At 30.6% G+C, this 24,127-nt stretch carries 25 protein-coding genes; 18 read left to right on the forward strand and 7 right to left on the reverse strand.

Annotation, left to right across the window (positions count from 1 at the left end; genetic code table 11):
• The first annotated feature begins 2 nt into the window (after positions 1-2).
• Both rsxA and rnfB read left to right on the forward strand, forming a co-directional pair.
• Positions 3-578 carry an electron transport complex subunit RsxA gene (gene rsxA, locus KQI86_RS11250; RefSeq protein ID WP_216439431.1) on the forward strand — a complete coding sequence of 192 codons (576 nt, stop codon included), beginning with the start codon at positions 3-5 and terminating at the stop codon, positions 576-578.
• A 15-nt stretch (positions 579-593) separates the two neighbouring features.
• Entirely contained in the window at positions 594-1,436 is an 843-nt protein-coding gene (gene rnfB / locus KQI86_RS11255; protein ID WP_216439432.1) for an RnfABCDGE type electron transport complex subunit B, read from the forward strand.
• 48 nt (positions 1,437-1,484) lie between these two features.
• Here rnfB and KQI86_RS11260 read toward each other — a convergent pair whose 3' ends face one another.
• Genes KQI86_RS11260 through KQI86_RS11270 form a run of 3 tightly spaced genes read right to left on the reverse strand, consistent with a single transcriptional unit; the run spans position 1,485 to position 3,455 of the window.
• Entirely contained in the window at positions 1,485-2,015 is a 531-nt protein-coding gene (locus tag KQI86_RS11260; RefSeq protein WP_216439433.1) for a Gx transporter family protein, read from the reverse strand.
• Between the two features lie 23 nt (positions 2,016-2,038).
• Entirely contained in the window at positions 2,039-2,431 is a 393-nt protein-coding gene (locus KQI86_RS11265; RefSeq protein WP_216439434.1) for a NusG domain II-containing protein, read from the reverse strand.
• Positions 2,418-3,455: an FAD:protein FMN transferase gene (locus tag KQI86_RS11270; RefSeq protein ID WP_216439435.1), complete on the reverse strand. Its 1,038-nt coding sequence runs from the start codon at positions 3,453-3,455 to the stop codon at positions 2,418-2,420. Before KQI86_RS11270 ends, KQI86_RS11265 begins: the two co-directional genes overlap by 14 nt.
• Positions 3,456-3,628: 173 nt before the next feature.
• Between KQI86_RS11270 and KQI86_RS11275 the strand changes: the two genes are divergently transcribed.
• From KQI86_RS11275 to ppaX, 4 genes are read left to right on the forward strand one after another with little or no spacing between them, the layout of a single operon-like run.
• The gene (locus KQI86_RS11275; RefSeq protein ID WP_216439436.1) at positions 3,629-4,285 is read left to right on the forward strand and encodes a tetratricopeptide repeat protein; all 657 of its coding nucleotides are present in this window, start codon (positions 3,629-3,631) and stop codon (positions 4,283-4,285) included.
• A 1-nt stretch (position 4,286) separates the two neighbouring features.
• Positions 4,287-4,973: a hypothetical protein gene (locus KQI86_RS11280; RefSeq protein WP_216439437.1), complete on the forward strand. Its 687-nt coding sequence runs from the start codon at positions 4,287-4,289 to the stop codon at positions 4,971-4,973.
• 19 nt (positions 4,974-4,992) lie between these two features.
• The gene (locus tag KQI86_RS11285; protein WP_216439438.1) at positions 4,993-5,502 is read left to right on the forward strand and encodes an NUDIX hydrolase; all 510 of its coding nucleotides are present in this window, start codon (positions 4,993-4,995) and stop codon (positions 5,500-5,502) included.
• A 10-nt stretch (positions 5,503-5,512) separates the two neighbouring features.
• Positions 5,513-6,160 (forward strand): pyrophosphatase PpaX, encoded by a 648-nt coding sequence (ppaX, locus tag KQI86_RS11290; RefSeq protein ID WP_216439439.1) that lies wholly within the window; start codon positions 5,513-5,515, stop codon positions 6,158-6,160.
• A 24-nt stretch (positions 6,161-6,184) separates the two neighbouring features.
• Here ppaX and KQI86_RS11295 read toward each other — a convergent pair whose 3' ends face one another.
• Positions 6,185-7,252 carry a GerMN domain-containing protein gene (locus KQI86_RS11295; RefSeq protein WP_246582745.1) on the reverse strand — a complete coding sequence of 356 codons (1,068 nt, stop codon included), beginning with the start codon at positions 7,250-7,252 and terminating at the stop codon, positions 6,185-6,187.
• 103 nt (positions 7,253-7,355) lie between these two features.
• Positions 7,356-8,378: a low-specificity L-threonine aldolase gene (gene ltaE / locus KQI86_RS11300; RefSeq protein ID WP_216439440.1), complete on the reverse strand. Its 1,023-nt coding sequence runs from the start codon at positions 8,376-8,378 to the stop codon at positions 7,356-7,358.
• A gap of 154 nt (positions 8,379-8,532) precedes the next feature.
• Here ltaE and KQI86_RS11305 point away from each other — a divergent pair, with 154 nt between their 5' ends.
• The 3 genes from KQI86_RS11305 to KQI86_RS11315 are packed head-to-tail and all read left to right on the forward strand — an operon-like array spanning position 8,533 to position 12,864.
• Positions 8,533-10,455, forward strand: coding sequence for a PrkA family serine protein kinase (locus tag KQI86_RS11305; protein WP_216439441.1), 1,923 nt, complete (start codon positions 8,533-8,535; stop codon positions 10,453-10,455).
• 4 nt (positions 10,456-10,459) lie between these two features.
• On the forward strand, positions 10,460-11,659 hold the full coding sequence (gene yhbH, locus KQI86_RS11310) for a sporulation protein YhbH (protein WP_216439442.1): 1,200 nt from the start codon (positions 10,460-10,462) through the stop codon (positions 11,657-11,659).
• A 5-nt stretch (positions 11,660-11,664) separates the two neighbouring features.
• Entirely contained in the window at positions 11,665-12,864 is a 1,200-nt protein-coding gene (locus tag KQI86_RS11315; RefSeq protein ID WP_216439443.1) for a SpoVR family protein, read from the forward strand.
• Positions 12,865-13,440: 576 nt separating this feature from the next.
• On the opposite strand, the gene KQI86_RS11320 is transcribed toward KQI86_RS11315, so the two are convergent.
• Entirely contained in the window at positions 13,441-14,730 is a 1,290-nt protein-coding gene (locus tag KQI86_RS11320) for a glutamate-5-semialdehyde dehydrogenase (RefSeq protein WP_281417248.1), read from the reverse strand.
• 14 nt (positions 14,731-14,744) lie between these two features.
• The gene (gene proB / locus KQI86_RS11325) at positions 14,745-15,557 is read right to left on the reverse strand and encodes a glutamate 5-kinase (protein WP_216439444.1); all 813 of its coding nucleotides are present in this window, start codon (positions 15,555-15,557) and stop codon (positions 14,745-14,747) included.
• Between the two features lie 148 nt (positions 15,558-15,705).
• Here proB and KQI86_RS11330 point away from each other — a divergent pair, with 148 nt between their 5' ends.
• The 9 genes from KQI86_RS11330 to mnmA all read left to right on the forward strand — a co-directional run bounded on the left by KQI86_RS11330 (position 15,706) and on the right by mnmA (position 23,952).
• Positions 15,706-16,743 carry a C45 family autoproteolytic acyltransferase/hydrolase gene (locus tag KQI86_RS11330; protein ID WP_216439445.1) on the forward strand — a complete coding sequence of 346 codons (1,038 nt, stop codon included), beginning with the start codon at positions 15,706-15,708 and terminating at the stop codon, positions 16,741-16,743.
• An 83-nt stretch (positions 16,744-16,826) separates the two neighbouring features.
• Positions 16,827-17,609 (forward strand): histidinol phosphate phosphatase, encoded by a 783-nt coding sequence (locus tag KQI86_RS11335; RefSeq protein ID WP_216439446.1) that lies wholly within the window; start codon positions 16,827-16,829, stop codon positions 17,607-17,609.
• 16 nt (positions 17,610-17,625) lie between these two features.
• The gene (locus tag KQI86_RS11340) at positions 17,626-18,123 is read left to right on the forward strand and encodes a flavin reductase family protein (RefSeq protein ID WP_216439447.1); all 498 of its coding nucleotides are present in this window, start codon (positions 17,626-17,628) and stop codon (positions 18,121-18,123) included.
• Between the two features lie 15 nt (positions 18,124-18,138).
• Positions 18,139-19,059, forward strand: coding sequence for a hypothetical protein (locus tag KQI86_RS11345; RefSeq protein WP_216439448.1), 921 nt, complete (start codon positions 18,139-18,141; stop codon positions 19,057-19,059).
• Positions 19,060-20,334: a replication-associated recombination protein A gene (locus KQI86_RS11350; RefSeq protein ID WP_216439449.1), complete on the forward strand. Its 1,275-nt coding sequence runs from the start codon at positions 19,060-19,062 to the stop codon at positions 20,332-20,334.
• Between the two features lie 201 nt (positions 20,335-20,535).
• Complete coding sequence (locus KQI86_RS11355) at positions 20,536-20,970, forward strand: RrF2 family transcriptional regulator (RefSeq protein ID WP_216439450.1); 435 nt, start codon at positions 20,536-20,538, stop codon at positions 20,968-20,970.
• Between the two features lie 4 nt (positions 20,971-20,974).
• Complete coding sequence (gene nifS, locus KQI86_RS11360; protein ID WP_216439451.1) at positions 20,975-22,168, forward strand: cysteine desulfurase NifS; 1,194 nt, start codon at positions 20,975-20,977, stop codon at positions 22,166-22,168.
• 2 nt (positions 22,169-22,170) lie between these two features.
• Complete coding sequence (gene nifU / locus KQI86_RS11365) at positions 22,171-22,602, forward strand: Fe-S cluster assembly scaffold protein NifU (protein ID WP_216439452.1); 432 nt, start codon at positions 22,171-22,173, stop codon at positions 22,600-22,602.
• A 282-nt stretch (positions 22,603-22,884) separates the two neighbouring features.
• Complete coding sequence (gene mnmA / locus KQI86_RS11370) at positions 22,885-23,952, forward strand: tRNA 2-thiouridine(34) synthase MnmA (protein ID WP_216439453.1); 1,068 nt, start codon at positions 22,885-22,887, stop codon at positions 23,950-23,952.
• The last annotated feature ends 175 nt before the right edge of the window (positions 23,953-24,127 follow it).

Genomic DNA, 24,127 nt, shown 5'->3' on the forward strand with positions numbered 1-24,127 from the left:
AAATGAATATTTTCACTATATTTTTAAGTGCTTTATTAGTTAATAACTTCGTTTTATCAAGATTCCTTGGAATATGTCCATTCCTTGGAGTTTCTAAAAAAGTTGAAACAGCAACAGGTATGGGAGCAGCGGTTACTTTCGTTATGGCACTTGCTTCATTAATGACTTGGTTGGTTGAAAATTTTATATTAATACCATTAAATATACAATACTTATCAACATTAGCATTTATATTAGTTATTGCATCACTAGTTCAGTTTGTTGAAATGGTTATTAAAAAGGTGAGTCCAGATCTATACAAAGCTCTTGGAATTTACTTACCACTTATAACAACAAACTGTGCAGTTCTAGGGGTTGCAGTTATTAATAGTAATGAAGGATATGGATTAATTGAATCTGTTGTAAATGCAACTGGTGCAGCATTAGGATTTACCCTAGCACTAGTACTTTTAGCAGGAATTAGAGAAAAATTAGAAACAAATGAATATATTCCAGAAGCGATAAAAGGCTTACCACTAAGCTTGGTAACTGCAGGATTAATGGCTATAGCTTTCTTAGGCTTCCAGGGCTTAATTTAGTTAGGAGGTGTCAGCATGGAATTAATATATCCAGTATTAAGTTTAGGCGGATTAGGTATAGTATTTGGTCTATTATTAGGATATGCTTCAAAGAAATTTGCCGTTGAAGTTGACCCAAGAATACCTCAGGTTAGAGAAGTACTACCAGGAGCTAACTGTGGTGGTTGTGGATTTGCTGGTTGTGACGCCTTTGCAGATGCAGTTGTAAATGCAGGTGCCCCAGCTAACGGATGTCCAGTTGGTGGAGCAGGTTGTGCGGCAAAAATAGCTGAAATTATGGGTGTAACAGCAGATACATCAGAACCTAAAAAAGCATATGTTAAATGTAATGGTACATGCAGTCAGGCAAAAGAAAAATATCAATATTATGGTGCTATGACTTGTACTGATGCAGCTAATATACCAGGAGAAGGTTCAAAGGAATGTAAGTACGGATGTTTAGGATTAGGAACATGTGTATCAGCGTGTCCTTTTGATGCAATAACAATAGAAGATGGAGTAGCTGTAATCGATGAAGAAACATGTACAGGATGTGCTCAGTGTATAGCTGTTTGTCCAAAGAGCGTTATTGAGTTAACACCAATATCAAAGAGAGTACGTGTTGCATGTAACTCAAGAGAAAAGGGTGTTGCTGTTAAGAATTCTTGTTCTGTTGGATGTATTTCATGTACACTATGTGTAAGAAACTGTCCAGAACAGGCTATAACAATGGTAAATAACTTAGCTACAATTGATTATGACAAATGTACACAATGTGGAGTTTGTATATCAAAATGTCCAACAAAGGCAATTGTTAACTTAGATGGAAAAATAGAAGTTAAAGAAGCAGCTAAAGTTGAAGAAACAGCTAAAAATTAATAATAAAAAAGCGTGGTGAGAACCACGCTTTTTTTAACGTTTTTTATTTTAATCTAATTCTTTAAGCTTGCTAATCAAAGGAACTTTTTTAACATGATTATATAAGTAGTCTGTAGCAACTCCTATAAAGTATCCTGTAATTATGGCAGATATCATTAGAACTGGTAAGTATAAATATATCCTGAAATCTTGAACTATTAAGGAAGCTACTAATAGCTGTCCTATATTATGAAATACCGCTCCGCTTACACTTATGCTCCATATGCTTAAGTTGTCTTTAAACTTATTATACAATATAATCATGATTATATTACTTAATAGTCCACCAGATAGGCTATAAAAGAAGGATGACATAGTTCCTCCTAAAAAAGAGCCTAATAGTGTTCTTAAAAACATGATTAGTATGGCTTCTTTACCACCGAGAGTCAATAGAGCGAATAGAGATATAGAGTTAGCTAGTCCTAATTTTATTCCTGGCACTCCAGGAAGCAATACTGGTAGTTGAGCTTCGATAATATATATTATTAAAGCGATACTGACTAGTAAGCTAATAAATACTAATTTTCTTATATTCTTCATTACATCACCTATAAAGCAATATTTTAATAAGTAGTAGCGTCAATTTCCTTGTTGGCTTTTTCGCCTTCAATGGCTATCATAAGCCTAAAAGGAAGACACACTACAGTATCTCCAACTTCTGAAATGATTCCTGACTTCACACAAACTTGATCAGGACAATCTGCTTCAGAAATATATACACCATCTTTTGTTGCAACTATTTTATTATAGTGCTGCTTATCAGCTGAATATATTATAAATTCCTCTTCTTTATCTAAAGTTTTAAAATTAATCTCTTTGATAACTTTTCCATCTTGCTTAATTACCGCTATTGTATCTTCAGACTTTGTAAAATTTTTATAAAAATAAGTTCCTAAAAATCCTACTACGGTAATAATTAATATTACTGAAAAAATTAACTTATCACCTTTCTTCATAAATGTACTCCTTATTAGTAATCTTTATTGAATCTTTTAATCCAGAAGTGGTATAAACTTTCTTATCTTTTGTTACGAATACAGCCTCAACGCCTTCTAAACCTTCTATTAATCTCATACCTTTATCTAATCCTAATACGAAGACAGAAGTAGATAGGGCATCTCCGTCTATAGATTTCTCAGAAATTATGGTAGTAGCCATTATTTCATTATTTGATGGATAACCAGTTTTAGTGTCTAATATATGATGATATCTTACTCCATTTTGTTCAAAGAATCTTTCATAATTACCAGAGCTAACTACAGATTTATCAGAAGCTTTCACTATAGCAAAGTATCCACCACGGGTCTCTAGTGGATCTTGAACTCCGATATTCCAGTCTGATCCATCAGTTTTTTTACCAAGAGTTACTACATTTCCACCTAAATTTATGAATGCAGTTTTGACTCCTTCCTCTACCAATACCTCTTTGACCTTGTCTGCAGCATAACCTTTAGCAATGGCACCTAAATCTATTCCTTGTCCTTCTCTTTTAAGTTTAACAGATTTACTTTTTTCATCTATTTCTATATCTTTATAATTAATTAAACTCAATTTTTCTTTAATTTCCTTTTCCCCCGGAACTCTTGCATGATCTGTTCCTATACCCCAAATATTAACTAAAGGACCTACAGTTACATCAAATGCACCATCTGACAAGGAAGAGTAGTATAGTGACTTTTTTATGACATTTAAAGTATCATCACTAACTTTTACATAGCTTTTACCTGAATTTGAATTTATTTGAGAAACTTCGCTATTGGGTTTGCTTGGCGACATTAAGTCATCTATATTTGATATAACATCCATAGCTTTATTAGCTGCCTTTTCAGCATTTTCACCATATACCTTAAGTTGCACAATGGTACCTAATAGGTAGTTTTCTCTTGTAACATAAGGTTCTTCCTTTGCTACTTTTTGACCACAAGAGGTCAATAATAAAAAACTTGACAGTATTATTCCTAAAACGATTTTTTTATTCATTTGCTTCCCACCTTATGCGATATGTTGTAGTATGAACCATAAACATTACTATTATAACATAATATCTGGTATATTAAATGTAAATGGGTAGATTTTAATAAATTTTTTACTGGTCATTAAGGATAGTACATTATATAATGTTTATGTTAACCAAAGAATAAGGAGTGAAATACATGAGTAATAAAAAGAGTGAACTTAAAGAGTATGCAAAAATCATTAATGAAAAATATGGAGTCAATATTAATGATGATAATTATGCAGATATTCTTTTAAGGGAATTATCATATTCAGCATACCTAAGTGAGTATTTTAAGGAGTATATAAATGAAAACAAAGAAAAATTGTCATTAGAGTGGGCACATTTAATGTTTTTATTTATACATAGTGTAAAAGAGAAAAATGCTACTTCTGTTGTAGAATATTCTAAAAAGTTAAGAGGATATGTTGACAATTACTATGTAGAATACATATTGGGCGATATTGATTTAATGTTTTATGGAGATGTTTTTAAAAGTAAAGATAGGTTCATAAAAGCTCTAACATTAAGAGAGAATGATGCAAACGCTTACTATTCACTAGGGTTTATATATAACCTTTTAGGTGTATTTGATAAATCATTAGAGTATTATAATAAAGCTATATATTATTATGATAATTCTACAAATCCAAAAGATATTAAGCTTAAATCTCTATACAATGTAGCGGCTTATTATATAACAGTGAACAAAGATCTTGATAGGGGAGAAGAAATACTAAACTCTTTATTAGAAGAAGAGCCAAATCATGAAAAAGCAATAGAAACACTAAAGAGGCTAAAAGGAGAGATGTAAGATGATCATAAATAAAAAAGATAATAATGTATGGTTTCCAACTCAATTAGCAGCTGTGAAGCTATTTTTGATTCAAATAGAGTGTTCTATAAATGAAAGTTATAAGGAGCTTGAAGGTAAAACTCTTTATGAATATACAATAATAAACAAAAATGAGTCTGGTGTGCTAAAAGTGCTTCCGGGATTAAGAAATTCACCTATACTAGAAGAGTATAAGAAAATGCTACCATTAGATAGTTTAGAATTTTTATATCAAGCAGTTTATAAAAAAACTGGTGGATTATTAAACATATTGCATGGTGAAACAAAAGAGACTATGGATAGTCAGCTGAAAAATTTAAAGAATAATAAGGATATGAATAAAGCTATAGAGGAATGGAAGGGCATTAAATCCGAACTTTGGAGTGGATTGCCTCCTAAATTAGTTTGGGCAGGTGGAGGTAAAATAGAAAAAGAATTAATATTTGATTTTTGTAATAAACTTACTAATATTATGGGAAATCAAAAATTTTACTCTCAAGGAAGTGCAATAATTAAATCAATGGAATATTTAAGAGCTTGGCAATTAACACAAAACCCAATTTGCAATGATACTCCAATGAATGCTATCATTAAAGAAAGAGAAGAAATATATAATAGAAAAGTTAAATTTTTAAAAGATATGAACATTCAGTGTGACTTTTTTTAAAAGATAATGGAGGGTTGATATGGAAGGGAAGCTATTATATGATGGATGGTTAAAGCTATTTAAAAAAAGAGTAGGGGACAGAGAGTATGAAATAGTGAAAAACCATGATGCAGTATCAGCACTAGTAATAAATGAATTTGATGAAATACTTTTAGTGAAACAATTTAGGCCTTCTATAATGAAAGAGACTTTAGAAATACCGGCGGGAATTATTGATGTAGAAGGAGAAAGTATAGAAGATTGTTTAATAAGAGAATTGTGGGAAGAAACGGCGCTAGTGATAGAGAAAAATGATATATCTAAAATCATAAGCTATAAACCTATATTAGGCTTTAGTTCAAGCACCATGCATATGTTTAAAGTAAAAATAAGTAAAGCTTCTTTCATACCTGAAAATATAAGAGATGAAGATGTATTAGATGGTAGATGGGTTACTATTGATGAATTGGAAGACTTAATAAAAAAAGAAATAATAGTAGACGATAAAACCATAATGGCCTTTTATTATTTTAAAAGTTCAAATACGTAAGGAGGATTTTATGATTAAAGCTATATTATTTGATTTAGATGGAACCTTAGTTGATACTAATGATTTAATTTTAGAAACTTTTAAGTATGTTTTTACAAACCATCTAAATATAGAAATAGATGATAAGGAGATAATTAATACCTTTGGAGAGCCATTAATGGGTGTTTTAGAGAGATATGGCAAAGAAAGAGCGGAGGAATTATATCAAGCTTATATAACCTATAATGAAGAGGTACACGATAGCTTAACAAAATCTATAGACGGAGTAGAAGAAGGATTAAAGCTCCTTAAAGAAACAGGATTGAAAATAGGGGTAGTTACTTCTAAAAGAAGAGCAGCTGCTCTTCGAGGCCTAAGGTTATTTGATTTAGAAAAATTTATGGACGTAATAGTAACTCCAGAGGATACTAAAATGCATAAACCACATGGGGAACCTGTATTAAAGGCTTGCGAGTTGTTAGGTATTTCACCAGAATACGCTCTAATGGTAGGAGATAGCCATAATGATATACTATGTGGACAAAATGCTAATGCAAAAACCTGTTTGGTAAAGTATACTGCTCTTTCTGTAGAGGAAATTTTAAGGCATAAACCTGATTATGTAGTGGATTCAGTAATAGACATTTATAATATAGTTAAAGATAAAAAAATCTGTTGAGTTTTCTCAACAGATTTTTTAGTGTTATTTTTTATACTCTTTCACATTTTCATAATCAACCTTTATAGGTTCATTTTCTTTCATAGATATATGTCCAGAAGAATATGGTTTTCCATCTAAAGTAATTATAGCTTTATCTACATTATAGTAGTTTCCTAATGTATTGCTTATACATTTTAATAAAGCCATCTCATAACCAGCGCCAGCATTTATTTCTTTAACAAAGTTGCTTGATAAATCTATTCTAGCTGTATTTGTGTTACTATCTAGATATATTTTATTAATTGAAACTTCATCTCCAATTAACTTGCTAATATTTGTATCTAAATTTTTCTTAAGTTCTTTTTCGAAAACTGATTTAACATCTTCATTTGTATTAAACTCTAGTGTTTTATTAGTAAAATATATTTTATCCTCAGCGTAATCGGAGTAATAGAATTTTACTGTTTGGGTTACTGGAACATTTTCTTCTATGGATTCTAAAGTTGTAATAACTTCCATATCTTTTGCTTTATATATACTCTTTACCAATCCTTTATTCAATACATAGTAGTCATGAGAAGTATAATCTGCATTTTCTGTTGTAACTTCTAGTGCTTTAAACTTTCCTGCAGGAGTTTCTACTTCCTTTTCTGTATCAGAAATAAATCTTTTACTTCCATTTGGTAATGACCAAGTTGTTCCCTTTATCAAAGGCTCTTTTAATAAAACTTCATAATCTTTGTTTTCTATATCAATTATACTATCTCTATGATAATATTCTCCCTTAGAAGTTATAAGCCTTAGCTCTCCATCTTTTATTTCCATAACCTGGACTGAAGTGGTACCAGGATTAACAACTCTTAGCTGAACTTTATTGCCTCTTATATAATCAGTAAATACTGTCTTTTCAGCAAATTCATTTCCAGTACCTTTATATTTTATTTTAATATTTTCTTTAAATGGGTAATAGTCTTTAATAGTGTAAGTGATAGTTCCTTTATCTGAGGTTTCAGGTTTTTTATTATCACCATTATTCTTTCCTTTACCACAACCAACTAACAATAAAGTTGGTATTAAAAAAATTGATAAAATTCTTTTTATGTTTTTCATACTAATCAGCCTCCTTATATTAGATAGTACGATAATTTAGATATATAAGTTATATTATATTAGAAAATAAATATGGACAGCTTCAGGGCTATCCATATTTATTTTATGACAATATACTTTTTAGGCTATTCACTATATAATCTACATTATCTCTTGAAATCCAGTAATGAACTACAAATCTCCACTCTCCATCTTCAGTAGGATTTATTTTTATTCCTCTCTGAAGCATTTCATTAACTATAATGCTATCATCCAAAGCTGTATCTATGGTAAAGAATACCATACTTATGTGAATATCGTCAAGCCTTACCTTTACTCCTGGTATTGTTGATAGTTCTTTACCTAAATATAGGGCGTTTTCATGATCTTGTTTTAGATTTTCTATCATATCATTTAAAGCAACTAATCCGGCAGAGGCTAATATACCTGCTTGTCTTAATCCGCCACCCATAAGTTTTCTCTTTTTTCGAGCCTTATCTATAAATTCTTTACTACCTGCCAACACGGATCCAACTGGAGCGCATAAACCCTTTGACAGAGCAAACATAACAGAGTCGCAATATTTAGTAATTTCATAGGCTTGAACGTTTAAATATGTAGCTGCATTAAACAAGCGTGCGCCGTCCAAATGCACAGGTATATTGTGAGCATTAGCTATGTTATAAATTTCTTTCATATTTTCTAATGGAATTACTCTTCCGTTTGAATATGCATTCTCAACACATATTAATCCTGTTTCAGGAAAGTGAATATCTACTCCTCTAATTTTGCTTTCTGTTTCTTTTGGGTCTAATTGTCCTTTATCTGTTCTTACAGGTCTTAGTTGTACTCCAGCAATAACAGATGATGCACCTACTTCATGCATTATTATGTGGCAATCCTCCCCTAATATAACTTCATTTCCCCTTTGACAGTGAGTGAATAATGCCAACTGATTACCAAAAGTGCCGCTAGGAACAAATAGTGCTGCTTCTTTTCCAGTAATTTTAGCAGATAATTCTTCTAACTGGTTTACTGTAGGATCATCTCCATAAACGTCATCTCCAACTTCTGCTTCAAACATAGCTTTTCTCATAGCTTCTGTTGGTTGAGTTACAGTATCACTTCTTAAATCAATAAACTTCATAACAATATCCCCCTTTAGAATATATTAATTTTATTATAATGCCAAAGAGGTGTAAATTAAAAGGGTAAAATTGATTTGTTCTAAATTAGGTAAAAATATAATATAAATACAATAAAAATATAAGGGGATATTATGAACATCTATGGAGGTAAGTATGAATTTTAAAGAATTAATAGAAATAGATAGAAAAAAAAGAAAAACTGAGGATTTCCAGTGTACCTTTTTACACTATCTAGAAATAGTAAAAAGTAATCCTGACATATGTAAGCTATCCCATAAAAGAATTTACGATATTATTCTAGAAGATGAATTTGAAGTATTAGATACTGAGGAAAATTTAAGATTAAGAAAAATTTATGGAAACGAAGTATTAAAAAAATATAATTTTTTTAGTAAAGACTTTTTTGGTATAGATAAAACATTAATGAAGATCATGAATTATTTTTACTCAGCTTCCATGAAAGGGGAAGAATCAAGACAAGTATTATATTTAGTAGGACCTGTAGGTTCAGGAAAGTCTTCTATAGTTGAATGTATTAAAAAAGCTCTAGAAAAAAGTGAGGATATCTATGTATTAAAAGGATGTCCCATGAGAGAAGAGCCACTACATTTAATTCCTAAGCATTTAAGGGGAGAATTTGAAAAAATATTAGGAGTAAAAATAGAGGGGGACTTATGTCCAGTTTGTAAATATAGATTAAAGGAAGAATATAATGGGGAATACGAAAGATTTATGGTAGAGAAATCTGGTTTTTCTATTAGATCAAGAAAGGGCATAGGAATAGTGCCACCTGTAGATCCAAATAATCAAGATGCATCAGCATTGGTGGGGGCTGTAGATATATCAAAAATGGATTTATATCCAGAAGACGATCCAAGAGTTCTTTCATTAAATGGAGCTTTCAATGTGAGCAATAGGGGATTGGTTGAATTTATAGAAGTATTCAAAAATGATGTGGAATATCTTCATTCAATAATAACAGCTACCCAAGAAAAATCTATTCCATCTCCAGGAAAAGCAGCAATGATATATTTTGATGGAGTAATTATCGCTCATTCTAATGAAGCAGAATGGAATAAGTTTAAAGGGGACCATACCAATGAAGCTATATTAGATAGAATAGTAAGAATAGAAGTGCCTTATTGTTTAGAGTTAAATGAAGAGAAAAAAATATATGAAAAAATATTAAAGAATAGCAATTTTAATGTTCATATAGCACCACATACTATAGATGTTGCGGCTATGTTTGCTATTTTAACTAGACTATCTCCATCCGTGAAAGTAGATTTATTAACTAAGCTTAGAATATATAATGGAGAAGATATTATTGACAAGGGCGGAACAAAAAGAATTGATATTTTAGAATTAAAAGAGGAAAGCGGCATTAAAGAAGGAATGAGTGGAATATCCACAAGGTTTATTATAAAAGCTATAGATAATGCTATATGTGAATGTAAAAATAGCTGTATTAATCCCTTAAGCATTATAGAAAGTTTAATAAAATCTATAAAAGATTTAGATATAGCAGAAGAGGACAAGAAGAGATATCTTTCATTTATACAAGATATAATTAGAAAAGAATATAACAAAATACTAGAGAATGAAATTAATATGGCTTTCATACAAGGATTTAAAGAAGGGGCGGAAACACTTTTTAATAATTATCTAGATAATGCAGAAGCCTATGTAAATAACAGTAAAATAAAAGATAGTATAACGGGAGAGGAATTAGAGCCTGATGAAAAATTTATGAGAAGTATAGAAGAGAAAATTGGAGTATCGGAAAGCTCTTCTAAAGGGTTTAGGATGGATGTAACTTCGTACATGCTATATTTATTAAGAAAGGGAGGAAAAATAGATTACACCTGCTATGAGCCATTAAAGGAGGCTATAGAAAAGAAGTTAACTTTTTCGGCAAGGGAAATTTCCAGGATAATAACCAAATCAAAAATTAGAGATAAAGAACAAAATGAAAAATATAATAGTATGCTAAAGGAAATGGAGCAGAATGGATATTGTACTCATTGTTGCGAAATGGTGTTGAACTATGCCGCTAATAATCTATGGAAGGATTGACTTTATGGCAGTAATTAGAGAGTATAGTGGAATTCATTATGATAGAGCTGAAGAGGATAGGAAAAGACACCAAAAGCTTATAGAGGAAAGTATAAAAAAAAATTTAGTAGATATTTTATCAGAGGAAAGTTTAATTGGCGATAGCTATAATAATAAAAAAATAAAAGTTCCCATTAGGGGTATTAAAGAATATAGTTTTATATTTAGAAATAATATTTCAACTATAGGTTGTGGTGATGGAGAGGAATTAAAAGGTGAAAAAATTCCCCTAGAAAATAATGATAACGCTAGAGGGAATAGTGGCGCTGGAAATAGAGAAGGAGAAGATATTTTTGAAACGGAAATAACTTTAGAAGATGTTCTAGAATATGTATATGATAAATTGAAATTACCACATCTTAAGAACAAAAGAAAATCTAAAATAATAGGACAGTCTCGCAAAAAGAAAAGCGGTTTTCAAAAGGGAGGAATTCCTCCAAGACTTTCAAAAAAAAGAACAGTAATGGAGAAACTAAAAAGAAAACAGTCCATGAAAAGAGGGTTAAAAGATATTGGAGAATATAATATAAATACTACAAATAGTACAATCCCTAGGTTCCCTTTTAAAAAAGAGGACTTAAGATATTCCAGAATAAAAAGTGATAAAGGAAAGGAATATAATGCTGTTGTTATATGTATTATGGACACCTCAGCTTCTATGGATCAAACTAAAAAATACTTAGCACGTTCTTTCTTTTATATGATTTATAACTTTATAAAAAGTAAATACGAAAGTGCTGACTTAGTATTTATATCCCATTCTACTACTGCTAAGATTGTGACAGAAGAAGAATTTTTTCATAAGGTTGAATCAGGTGGAACATATATATCTAGTGGATATAAAAAAGCATTGGAATTAATCAGCCAAAAGTATCCTGAGGATAGTTATAATGTATATGCTTTCCATGCTACAGATGGAGATAATTGGAGTGAGGATAATGAAAAAGCTCTACAGTCAGCAATAAGATTATGTGAGATTTGTAATTTATTTGGATATGCTGAAATCATGACTTATGGATATGCTAGTAGCATTAAAAAGAAGTATCTACAAGAAATTAATAAAGAAAATTTTATTGCAGTGTCCATGCAAAAAAAAGAGGATCTTTGGGAGGCACTTAAAGAGATGTTTAAAGCAGAGTTGAGTATAGGAGAAGAGAGGGGTTAAGGATATTGCAATATACAATAAAAGAATTAGAATATTGGAATAAAAAAATTGAGGAAAAGGTTAAACAGTTCGGATTGAATTGTTATCCTCAGGAATTTGAAATTATAAACTATAATAATATGCTTTCTTACCAAGTATATTTAGGTATGCCATCAATGTACCCACACTGGAGTTTTGGGAAAAACTACGATAAATTAAAAACTCTTTACAGACATAACTTAATTGGTCTACCATATGAAATAGTTATAAACTCAAATCCTTGTACTGCTTATCTCTTAAAAGAAAATAGCTTATTGATGCAAATACTTACAATGACACATGTCTATGGGCATAATGATTTTTTTAAAAACAATAGACTGTATATAGAAAATACAAATCCTCAACATACTTTTGAGATGTTTAAAAGCCATGGAGATAGAATTAGAGGATATATAGATAAGTTTGGCAGGGAAGAAGTTGAGAAGATATTAGATGCAGTTCATTCTATAAAGTTTCAAATAAATTTGCTAGAGTTTATTAAAGAGAATGGAGAAATAGATTCATGGAAAAAAGACATCTTAGGCATTGTAATGGAACAAACTAAATACTTTATTCCTCAAATAGAAACAAAGATAATAAACGAAGGGTGGGCAAGCTTTTGGCATTATAAAATACTAAAAAATTTAGAACTGCCACAAAGTTTATATTTAGAATTTTTAAATAGACATAATGCTGTTGTAGCACCCAATAAAGAAAAAATAAATCCATATTACTTAGGTTTTGAAATATTTACTAGATTGGAAGAGGCATATGGGACGGATAAATTATTCGAAGCAAGAACCGTTGAAAGGGATGAATCCTTCATAAGAAGGTATTTAACTAAGGAACTATGCATGGATATGAATTTATTTCAATATAAAATAGATGAAAAAACTTTTATAGTAGAGGAAATATCAGATGAAGAAGGATATAAAACTATAAAAGATACATTTCGTAAGTCCGTTGGAATGGGAAGCATACCATTTATAGAATTAAAGGACATTGGAAATAAAACCTTACTATTAGAACACAAGTATGATGGTAGGGAACTAGATTTAAATTACGTAGGAGAAACTTTAAAACATGTAGTATCTCTTTGGAACCATAAAGTAATATTAAAGACTAAATTAAATAAAAAGTCAATTGAAGTGATATGTAGTAAGGATAAGGAAATTAGTTATGTTTGATTAAATAAAAAATGCTATACAATGCTTATTATGCCAGCTCGCTGAAATAATAACTTCTAAAATTTATTTTATAAAAATCCCTAATGCTGACAAACTCCCTTTGGTCAAACATGTACAGCATCTTAACGGCATCTTTCTAAAATAAATTAAGAATTTCTAAATTTTGCTCAAATGCATAGGGCACATTATATATCATTTTTAAGTTTTGGACAATGAAATTATAAAGATAAATATTTGAGAAATTAATCTGTCATAATATATATTTGAAAATATATTTGTAAAACACAAAGGAACTGGGGTATATAGTAGGAGGAGCGCCTTTTTTCGAAGCAACGTTACTATGTACCTCAGTTCCCATTTTCGCATACTAAATATATCTTTGTAAAAATTTATAAGTAAGAAACTAATTTGTTATTAACTAATTCAGAAAATATATTTGTAAAACACAAAAGAGCTAAGTATGTAGTGAAATAGCGACTTTTTATTGGAGCGGCTTCACTACATACTTAGCTCTCTATTTCGTACAACAAATTACTACTGTAGAAACTTATAACTGTAAAAATAATTTGTTATATACTAAATTCTAACCTGCCCATCTCCATATACAATATATTTAATTGTAGTTAACTGTTCCACTCCCATTGGGCCGCGAGCATGTAACTTTTGTGTACTTATTCCAATTTCTGCTCCAAACCCATATTGAGATCCATCGGTAAATCTTGTGGAGGCATTTACATATACTGCAGCGGCATCTATTTCATTTAAGAATTTTTCAGAATTAAAATAATCTCTTGTTATTATAGCTTCTGAATGTTTTGTTCCATATAAGTCAATATGATCAATTGCGTCTTCAATGGATTGTACTACTTTAACTGCAAGAATAAAGTTTAAATATTCCTCACTCCAGTCCTCTATTGTTACATCTTTTATATAGTTAAAGATTTCTTTATCTTCTATGGTATTTAACAATATTTTCTTACTATCCTGGCAAACCCTTAATTCTACTTTATGTTTATATAGTTCATTAGCTATATAAGGTAAAAACCTTTCTGCAATATTTTGGTGAACTAATATGGTTTCTATTGCATTACATACACCAGGTCTTTGAGTTTTTGCGTTAACTATAATATCTTTTGCCATAGCCATATCTGCACTTTCATCTACGAATACGTGGCAATTTCCAACTCCAGTTTCAATTACAGGTACTGTGGCATTAGCTACTACTGTTTTAATTAATCCACTGCCACCACGTGGAATTAAAACATCTATATATTCATTGAGCTTTAGCATAATATTTACCGCTTCTCTGTCTGTAACTTCTATTAATTCAATGGCCCCTTCTGGAAGGCCACATTGTACACATGAGTCTTTAAGAATTTGAGCTATACATTTGTTAGTGTTTATAGCCTCAGATCCTCCTCTTAAAATAACTGCATTTCCTGATTTTAAGCATAAACCTGCTGCATCTACAGTAACATTAGGTCTAGCTTCATATATGATGCCCAAAACTCCAAGAGGTACTCTTTTTTGACCTACTCTTATGCCATTGGGTCTTTTCCACATTTTAATAACTTCTCCAACTGGATCAGGTAAATCTGCTACTTCTCTAAGACCTTCTGCCATATCGGAGATTCTTTTTTCAGTGATGAGAAGTCTATCTAAAAGAGCTTGGCTTAGTCCTTTCTCTTTGCCTTTTTCCATGTCTATTTTATTAGCTTCAATTATAGCTTGAGAATTGTTAACCAAATTCTCTGCCATACGAATCAATGCTTTGTTTTTAGTATTTGAATCTAAAATTGAAAGAATTTTAGAAGCTTTTTTAGCATTTTTACCTTTGGATACTATATAATCCATTAAGCTTTCCATTTTTAGTCCTCCTATCATAAATTAGCTTTAAACCAGGTACCTATATTTATCCCATTGAGTATATCTCTTAAGTTCTTAGAATTTTCGCCATTGATTATCACCATTGAGATACCTGATGCGGTAGCAATTTTTGCTGCATTAATTTTTGTAGCCATTCCTCCAGTGCCTAAGTTGCTACCAGCTCCTCCAGCACAGGCAACTATTTCCTCTGTTATTTCTTCTATAAAAGAAATTATTTTAGCATCAGAGTTTTTTCTAGGATCGCAATTGTAAAGACCGTCTATATCAGACATAAGAATTAAAAGCTCTGCATTTACCAATTGAGCAACATAAGCAGAAAGAGTATCGTTATCTCCAACCTTTATTTCATCTACTACAACTGCGTCATTTTCATTTATTATTGGTATAACCCTTTGTTCTAACAGAGATGAAAATGTATTATGGGCATTATTTTTTCTAATATCATCAGTCATATCCTCTTTTGTTAAGAGTATTTGTCCAACGGTTTTTCCGTATTCAGAGAATACTTTTTCATACATATGCATAAGTATTCCTTGGCCTACTGCAGCAGCAGCCTGCTTTTCAGGGATAGTCTTTGGCCTTTCCTGTAATCCTAGTTTTCCCATACCTGCACCAATAGCACCTGAACTAACCAATACTACATTATATCCCATATTATGAAGATCAGATAATTGCCTTACCAGGCCTTCTATGTGATTTAAATTAAGAAGTCCATTGTTATAAGTAAGGGTTGATGATCCAACTTTAACAACTATAGTTTTTACCTTTTCAAGGTACTTTAATCTCTCGTCATTTAAGTTATTCATATTATTGCCCCCTCATCAAATAAATTTTATGTATATTATACTACATATTAATGCATATAAAAATTCATTTTATTCTTTTTTGTATTATAATATAAATTATGAAGATTTAATTTAGTGGAAAATAGCTAGCAATGGAAGGGAGATTATTTTGAGAAATAAGATTAAATTTATAGAAGCAAAGGGAAGCCCTTATGAAAGAGGATGGACTTCTGGAGTAGAGTTAAAAGAGGCTATAAATAATTGTATTAAAAATTATATACATTTACTTGATAACAAAGATTTAATGAAAAAATCTGCTTATATTAAAGAAATTACTAAGGAAAGATTTTCAGATTATGTTATGGAGATAGAAGGAAGAGCAGAGGGAGCAGGTGTAGACAAAGATTTATACTTTTTAATAATGTGTGCTGAACTTTTGAATGAAGGAGTAGGTTGCACAACGTTGGTTTGTAAAAGAGAAGATGGTACAATATTATTAGGGCATAATGAAGATGATAACTATATTCCAGGTAATTCAGCTCTAACAAAATGCTGGAATGATAAGGACTGGTTTGTAACCTACGACTACTGTAATATGCCCTTTGGAAATGCTTTTAGCTTTAACAACTACGGTATAGTTAAGACAATAAACTACTGTTATAGTGAAGATGTTTCAGTAACAGGTATACCAAGATACTTTTTGCAAAGATATATAAGTGAAGCTAAAAGTTTAGAAGACTTTATTGATAGATGCAACATTAAAAATAGAGGTTCTGGCTTTCATGCAGTAGCTTTAGATACCAACAAAAATCAATGTATATCTATAGAAGTTACTCATAAGGATATAAGTATAAAAGAGATTAATGATTATTATGTACATACAAATCACTATATACATTCATCAATAGCAAATGAAAAAAGCATAACTGGAGAGGGAAGTACATCTCCTTTTAGACTTGAAAAAGGGAAAGAGTTATTAAAGAAAAAAATAAATGAAAAAGGAAATGAAATATTAAGTGCGGATTTTGTAAGTATATTAGATTATAGAGGGGAAAATTATGAGGACTCTATACTATGCATAGAAAACGAACCTAACTTTACTTGTTCAAGGATAATTTTTGACACAAGAATAAGTGACAAAGTTTTACTGCAGTTTTTTCATACTCAAGAAAAACATTATCAAAATTATAAGGACTTTAATATATAATATTATCATCCATGGTAGTAGCAGCAGTAGTTTACGTGGTTAATAGGTTAATAACATTATTATATAAAATTTAGGAGGTAAAAATGTTCGATTGTCATGTTCATACAGAATTTTCATCAGATTGTAAAATGAAAATAGAAGAAGTAATAAAGGAAACACAAAACAATAATTTAGGAGTAATTCTAACTGAGCACTTAGATTTAAATTTCCCACAAGAAGGAGATTTTATATTTAATATAGATGAATACTTTGAAAAATATAGTAAATATAGGGGAGATAAACTATTACTCGGAGTAGAATTAGGGATGAGAACGGATTGTGTAATGGAGAATGAAGAGATAGCTAAAAATCATCCCTTTGATTATGTTATAGGTTCAGTTCATTTAGTTAAAGACGGAAGTGATTATTACGATATTTTTGGCCATGAATTATATGAAGGCAAGAAAAAGGAAGAGGTATATAGTAATTACCTTAATCATATGTATAATTGCATAAAAGAGCATACCTTTATAGATTCTCTTGGACATATTGATTTCATGTGTAGATATTCCCCTTATGAGGATAGAGAAATCTATTATGAAAACTATAGAGAGACCATAGACAGTATCTTTAAAATATTAGTGGAAAGGGAAATTGCCTTAGAAATAAATACTAGAAGATTTGGAGATAAAGAAGCTGTAGAAAACTTAATGAATTTATATAACAAATTTAGAGAATTAGGCGGTAAGTATGTCACCATAGGTTCTGATGCTCATGTAAACAAAAATATAGGTAATTATTTCTCAGATGCATTTGACTTAGCGGAATATTGTAAATTAAAGCCTATATATTTTAGGAATAGGAAAAAAGAATACATGAAATATTAATAAGGAGGTATAAATTATGAAAGACTTTACTAGCATAATGGGAAAGGCAATGGAGGTAATAAGAGATAAAGGAGCCTTTTTAACTGTAAAAGATGGAGAAAAAGTCAACACGATGACTATAGGATGGGCTAATATAGGATATCAATGGAGAAAACCAATATTAACTGTATTAGTAAGAAAGTCAAGATATAGTTATGAACTAATAGAAAACACTGAGGAATTTACAGTAAGCATGCCTTTGAATGTAGACTTAAAAAAAGAATTAACTATTTGCGGGATTAAATCAGGAAGAGATATAGATAAGTTTAAGGAGTGCAATTTAATTCTCAAAGAAGGAAAGGAAACCACTACACCAATCATAGGTAACTGTGATATGCACTTTGAGTGTAAAATAGTATATAAACAAGAAATGGAACCCTCCTTACTTTGTGATAAAATCAAAGATGGATCGTACAAAAATGGAGATTATCATGTACTATATTATGGAGAAATATTAGATTGGTATATTGATTAGAAGGAAGTAGAGATTATGGGGTTGCTTAAAAAGGTAAATATAATAAATAAATTAGCTTATAGTAAGGCTAAAGAAAAAGTTAAATATGAATATCTATCTAGAAAAGCCAAAAAAAATAATGAAAAAATATCAAAAGAATTAATTGAAGCAGAAGAGAGAGGTAAAAGAGAAACTTACTTAAGTGAACTCAAAAATGAAATAACCATATCTAAAAAATCTAGAGCTGAAAGTAACAAAGACTTATCATTAATAGAAAGAGTACAAAAAGAGTTTAAAAGTATACCGGTAATATCAGTAGTTGATGATATGGTTGAGGGAGCATCGCAAATTGAAAAAATTAAAATCATGGTGGAAAATAATCCCGATGATCCTTTATCTTGGCTAATACTAGCGGAATGCATTAAATATTACAAAAAAGTTTTTCTTTTTTTAAACTTAGCCAAAGCTCCAATAGATCCATTAGGAACTGCGATGGATATAGGAGTTGAGTTTGGTGGAGAGGTAGTTGAAAGTGCACTAGATAAAAACAAATGGACATATAAAAGAGCACTTTTAAAGAGTATAAACATTGGATTAAAAAGTGGGCTAAAAGATGAAAAAAATTTAGTATGTATAGGTAGAAGCGCACAACTTATTTCTTTATGGACAAAAGACCCTGCAGAAAAGGAAAATTATTTAATACTTTCAAAGAAATATTTAAATGAAGCCTTAAAAATTGCATCCCCTTACTGTAGAAATGAGATATTATATTATTTAGGCTTATTAGAGAAAAATAAAGTTAGAAAGTTTAAGTATTCATACAACATTAATAAAGTTAAAGCAATTATAAATGGTGGGTCAAATGCTGCTGTAAATCAAGGAACCAAGATGGTTAACACCATTGAAAAAGTACTTGATAATACCTTAGATAAGCTGATTAAGGAGAGGAAATTATAATTGAATACAGCGCCTTTAGCAGAAAGAATAAGACCAATAGAATTAACCGAAGTAGTTGGTCAAAAACATATTTTAGGTGAAAATAAAATTTTAAATAGAATAGTAAACTCAGGAAGAATATCAAATATGATATTCTATGGACCACCAGGTACTGGGAAGACTACTGTAGCAAACATAATAGCAAAAAAAACTAATAAAAGTTTTTATAAACTCAATGCTACAAATGCCTCATTAAATGATGTAAAAGAAGTTATAGCTACTACAAATACTCTTATGGGTATGAATGGGGTGTTATTATATTTAGATGAAATACAAAATTTTAACAAGAAACAACAACAGTCTTTATTGGAGTATATTGAAAATGGGAAAATAACACTAATTGCCAGTACCACTGAAAATCCATATCACTATGTTTATAAAGCCATACTTAGTAGATCTACTATTTTTGAATTTAAAATGTTAGTCAAAGAGGATGTAATAAAGGGATTAAAAAGAGGGCTAACCATAATAAGAGATGAGATAAAAAATGATGTTATAGTAAAGGATGAAGCATTGGATTATATGGGAGAAGTTAGTGGAGGTGACTTAAGAAAAGCATTAAATGGATTAGAGGTAGCAATTTATTCTACTCCCCCTAATTCTCATGGTGAAATTATCATTGATTTAAATATAGTGATGGATTCTACCCAGGGTAAAATACTAAACTATGATAAGTCAGGAGATAGCCATTATGATGTATTAAGTGCTTTTCAAAAATCTATAAGAGGAAGTGACGTGGATGCTTCATTGCACTACTTAGCTAGATTGGTTGAAAGTGGCGATTTAATTTCCATTTGTAGAAGATTATTAGTCATAGCTAGTGAAGATATAGGGTTAGCTTATCCTAATGCCATTACTATTGTTAAAAACTGTGTTGATTCTGCACTGCAGTTAGGATTGCCAGAGGGGAGAATACCTTTGGCTCAAGGAGTTATACTTCTTGCTACATCTCCAAAATCTAATTCTGTTATATGTGCCATTGATAGAGCTATAAATGACTTAAGAAATAAAGAGATAGGCGATATTCCAGCCTATATAAAGGATAGCCACTATTCTGGTGCAGAAGATTTAGGAAGAGGAATTGGGTATAAATACCCCCACAATTATAAGAATAATTATGTAAAACAGCAGTATTTACCAGATAACATTAAGGAGGCTATATACTATAATCCTGGCAATAATAAAATGGAAGAACAATTTTCAAACTACATAAAAAGCTTAAAAGATCTAAAATAAAGAAGGTTAATAAGTTTAAATATAAAGGGATTTTGGGTGGATAAAATCTCTTTATATTTTTTATTCTTTATTTGTTTATAAATAAAAAAATTTTATAGTTAAATTTACTAATTTATAGTTGACAGTTTTACTCTGATTTGATATTATAATCTTGAAATTATAGTAAAACACTCAACATTAATTACTCAAAGGGGTGATTATATGAAATTATCTACAAAAGGGAGATATGGGGTTAAGGCAATAGTGGATTTAGCTATCAACTATCGCGGTGAACCAGTTTCTATAAAAACAATATCAGAAAGACAAAATATATCCGAATATTACTTAGAGCAACTTTTTGCTGTACTTAGAAAAGGAAAAATAGTAAAAAGTATTAGGGGAGCACAAGGAGGGTACATTCTTAGCAGAGACCCAGAACATATAACAATTGGAGAAATTATAGAATTATTAGAAGGGCCTGTATTTTTATCAGAATGTATTTCCGAAGATAGTTGTGAAAATAGTGATCTTTGCTCAACTAGGCTTCTTTGGGTAAGGATAAAAGAAAGTATAGAAAATGTAACAAGAACAACAACCTTACAAGATTTAATAGACGACAATAATAGATTAAAAAGCTCTTCACGAAAGGAGAAATAATAAAATGGAAAGAAAAAATGTTTATATGGATTACTCAGCAACCACATATACAAAACCTGAGGTTTTGGAGGAAATGCTCCCATATTTCACAGAAAAATTTGCAAACCCATCTTCAAAATTTTATTCTATTTCACAAGATCCTATAGCTGCTATAGATAAAGCTAGAGAAAGAGTTGCTAAAGCTATTAATGCTAAAAAGGATGAAATATTCTTTACAGCTGGAGGAAGTGAAGCAGACAACTGGGCTATTAAAGGTGTAGCTTTAGCTAATAAGAATAAAGGTAATCACATAATAACTACTAATACTGAACATCATGCCGTATTGTATGTATGTCAATACTTAGAAAAGCATGGTTTTGAAGTTACTTACTTACCTGTAGATGAACAGGGATTAATCAAAATAGAAGATTTTAAGAATGCTATAAAAGATACTACTATATTAACTACAATAATGTTTGCTAATAATGAAGTAGCGTCAATACAGCCTATAAAAGAAATAGGAAAAATTTGTAAGGAAAAGAAAATCATTTTCCATACAGATGCAGTTCAGGCCATTGGACATATACCTGTTGATGTAGAAGATATGAATATTGACTTATTATCTATAGCTGCTCACAAGTTCTATGGACCTAAAGGTGTAGGTGCCCTTTATATTAGAAAAGGAATTAAACTTGATAATTTAATACACGGTGGTGGACAGGAAAAAGGAAGAAGAGCGAGCACTGAAAATGTACCAGGAATGATAGGTATGGGTAAAGCTATAGAGCTTGCAGTTTCTGAATTAAAGGAAGAGAGCGAAAGATTAATAAAACTAAGAGATAAATTAATAAATGGCGTGATGGAAAGAATACCTCACACTAAGTTAAACGGTCCAACTGGAGAAAACAGACTTCCAGGTAGCGCTAACTTTAGTTTTATTGGAATAGAAGGGGAAGCATTGCTACTTTCTTTAGATTTTGAAGGTATTTATGGTTCAACTGGTAGCGCATGTGCATCCGGTTCACTTGATCCTTCCCATGTGTTGCTAGCTTTAGGATTACCACATGAATTAGCTCATGGTTCCTTAAGACTTTCAATGGGAGATGGAACTACTGAAGAAGAAGTAGATTATGTACTAGAAGTTTTACCTAAAATAGTGGAAAGACTTAGAAATATGTCACCATTATGGGAAGATTTCGTTAAGAAGGGAGAAAAATAATTATGGTATACAGTGAAATAGTTATGGATCATTTTAGAAACCCAAGAAATGTTGGTGAAATTAAAGATGCTAACGGTATTGGCGAAGTAGGAAATGCAAAATGTGGAGACATTATGAAAATATACTTAAAGGTTGAAGATAATATTATCGAAGATGTTAAGTTTAAGACCTTTGGTTGTGGTTCAGCTATAGCTTCCTCAAGCATGGCAACTGAACTTATAAAGGGTAAGACAGTTGATGAAGCGTGGGAATTAACTAATAAAGCGGTGGCTGAGGCATTGGATGGACTTCCACCAGTAAAGATGCATTGCTCTGTTTTAGCTGAAGAAGCTATACATGATGCAATTAACGATTACAGGAAATCAATAGGATTAGAACCTTGGGAAACAAAACATCATTCCGAACATATTCATGAAGAAGTACACGGAGAATAATTAAACGGAGAATAATTAATTAGTTGAGAGTAGAAAATTGAAAGTTGATTTTCAACTCTCAACTTTTATGTTTTAATTAATATATTAATGTAAAATTAATTGATATCAAGTGATTCTTAGCTTCAGATGGAGTTTGCTTAAAAGGAATACTTACTCCAACTGAAGCTTAGAAGAACTTATCCAGGGACGTAGCATCCGTTATCTCTTACTTGTAGAAGATGGGAGTATTACGGATGGTAGTCATCGGATAAATTTAAATATTATGAAGAGTTAGGTGAAGTTATGAAAAAGAAAGTATTTGTAGGAATGAGTGGAGGAGTAGATAGCTCCGTTACAGCCCACCTTTTGAAAAAACAAGGATATGAAGTAGTTGGAATGACTATGAAAGTTTTCCCAGGAAATAAATGTAATAATGGATTAACTGAATCAGAGATGATAATAGAAAATGCTAGAAAAGTATGTAAAGATTTAAACATAGAATTTGTAGCTGTGGATTTAATTGAAGAATTTAATGATAAAGTAGTAGACTATTTTATGAATGAATACGTAAATGGAAGAACGCCAAACCCATGTGTTCAATGCAATAAGTACATAAAATTTGATGTGTTTTTAAAAAAAGCTCTAGAATTAGGAGCTGATTATATTGCCACTGGACACTATAGTAAAGTTAACAAAATAGAGGATAGATACTTAATATATAGAGGGGATGACGAGAGAAAAGACCAAAGCTATATGTTTTATAATTTACAACAGCATCAATTAAAGCATGTGTTAATGCCTTGTGGTGATTATACAAAGTCTCAAATAAGAGAAATTGCCAAAGAAATTGGGTTAGAAGTGCATAATAAAAAAGACAGTGAAGAAATTTGCTTTATTCCAGATAACAATCATGGAAGATTTATATTAGAAAACTATAAAGGAAATATACAAGAGGGAGAATTTGTGGACAAGAATGGCAAGGTTCTTGGAAAACACAAGGGATTAATGTATTATACTATAGGCCAAAGGAAAGGATTAGGTATAGCTCTAGGAAAGCCTTCATTTGTTATAGATATAATTCCTTCTAAAAATCAAGTGGTAATAGGAGATGAAGAAGAAATATTCAAAAGAGAGCTTATTGCTAAAGATTTTAACTTCATACCTTTTGATAAGTTAGAAAATAAGATGAAGGTGGAAGCGAAAATAAGATATGCTGCAAAACCTTCACCAGCAACTATAGAAGTATTCGATGGCAATAAACTAAAGGTTATATTTGATGAACCACAAAGAGCCATTACTAAAGGTCAATCTGTAGTATTTTATTTAGAAAATCTTCTTCTGGGCGGAGGAATTATTGATAGCATACTTTAGTTGATTCATATAAAAAAATTTTAAATTAAACTACCATTAATATTTGAAAATTAATAAATTAAAGTGAGGTTATAATTAATAGCTTCGCTTTTTTATTTTTATAGAGTAAATAAAGAGGATATTTTTAAGATATAGGGTAAAAATAAGTATAATCTTAACAAAAAATGGAGTGATA

This window comes from Clostridium mobile (assembly GCF_018918285.1).
Taxonomy (GTDB): domain Bacteria; phylum Bacillota; class Clostridia; order Clostridiales; family Clostridiaceae; genus Clostridium_AW; species Clostridium_AW mobile.

What these genes read in the sequence shown, in the direction of transcription:
- ppaX (WP_216439439.1), top strand. Translation starts at nt 5,513, where the DNA reads ATGATTAAAGCTATATTATTTGATTTAGATGGAACCTTAGTTGATACT.
- nifU (WP_216439452.1), top strand. Translation starts at nt 22,171, where the DNA reads ATGGTATACAGTGAAATAGTTATGGATCATTTTAGAAACCCAAGAAAT.
- rnfB (WP_216439432.1), top strand. Translation starts at nt 594, where the DNA reads ATGGAATTAATATATCCAGTATTAAGTTTAGGCGGATTAGGTATAGTA.
- KQI86_RS11260 (WP_216439433.1), bottom strand. Translation starts at nt 2,015, where the DNA reads ATGAAGAATATAAGAAAATTAGTATTTATTAGCTTACTAGTCAGTATC.
- KQI86_RS11280 (WP_216439437.1), top strand. Translation starts at nt 4,287, where the DNA reads ATGATCATAAATAAAAAAGATAATAATGTATGGTTTCCAACTCAATTA.
- nifS (WP_216439451.1), top strand. Translation starts at nt 20,975, where the DNA reads ATGGAAAGAAAAAATGTTTATATGGATTACTCAGCAACCACATATACA.
- KQI86_RS11270 (WP_216439435.1), bottom strand. Translation starts at nt 3,455, where the DNA reads ATGAATAAAAAAATCGTTTTAGGAATAATACTGTCAAGTTTTTTATTA.
- KQI86_RS11275 (WP_216439436.1), top strand. Translation starts at nt 3,629, where the DNA reads ATGAGTAATAAAAAGAGTGAACTTAAAGAGTATGCAAAAATCATTAAT.
- KQI86_RS11355 (WP_216439450.1), top strand. Translation starts at nt 20,536, where the DNA reads ATGAAATTATCTACAAAAGGGAGATATGGGGTTAAGGCAATAGTGGAT.
- mnmA (WP_216439453.1), top strand. Translation starts at nt 22,885, where the DNA reads ATGAAAAAGAAAGTATTTGTAGGAATGAGTGGAGGAGTAGATAGCTCC.
- proB (WP_216439444.1), bottom strand. Translation starts at nt 15,557, where the DNA reads ATGAATAACTTAAATGACGAGAGATTAAAGTACCTTGAAAAGGTAAAA.
- rsxA (WP_216439431.1), top strand. Translation starts at nt 3, where the DNA reads ATGAATATTTTCACTATATTTTTAAGTGCTTTATTAGTTAATAACTTC.
- ltaE (WP_216439440.1), bottom strand. Translation starts at nt 8,378, where the DNA reads ATGAAGTTTATTGATTTAAGAAGTGATACTGTAACTCAACCAACAGAA.
- KQI86_RS11320 (WP_281417248.1), bottom strand. Translation starts at nt 14,730, where the DNA reads ATGGAAAGCTTAATGGATTATATAGTATCCAAAGGTAAAAATGCTAAA.
- KQI86_RS11340 (WP_216439447.1), top strand. Translation starts at nt 17,626, where the DNA reads ATGAAAGACTTTACTAGCATAATGGGAAAGGCAATGGAGGTAATAAGA.
- yhbH (WP_216439442.1), top strand. Translation starts at nt 10,460, where the DNA reads ATGGCAGTAATTAGAGAGTATAGTGGAATTCATTATGATAGAGCTGAA.
- KQI86_RS11285 (WP_216439438.1), top strand. Translation starts at nt 4,993, where the DNA reads ATGGAAGGGAAGCTATTATATGATGGATGGTTAAAGCTATTTAAAAAA.
- KQI86_RS11265 (WP_216439434.1), bottom strand. Translation starts at nt 2,431, where the DNA reads ATGAAGAAAGGTGATAAGTTAATTTTTTCAGTAATATTAATTATTACC.
- KQI86_RS11335 (WP_216439446.1), top strand. Translation starts at nt 16,827, where the DNA reads ATGTTCGATTGTCATGTTCATACAGAATTTTCATCAGATTGTAAAATG.
- KQI86_RS11295 (WP_246582745.1), bottom strand. Translation starts at nt 7,252, where the DNA reads ATGAAAAACATAAAAAGAATTTTATCAATTTTTTTAATACCAACTTTA.
- KQI86_RS11305 (WP_216439441.1), top strand. Translation starts at nt 8,533, where the DNA reads ATGAATTTTAAAGAATTAATAGAAATAGATAGAAAAAAAAGAAAAACT.
- KQI86_RS11345 (WP_216439448.1), top strand. Translation starts at nt 18,139, where the DNA reads ATGGGGTTGCTTAAAAAGGTAAATATAATAAATAAATTAGCTTATAGT.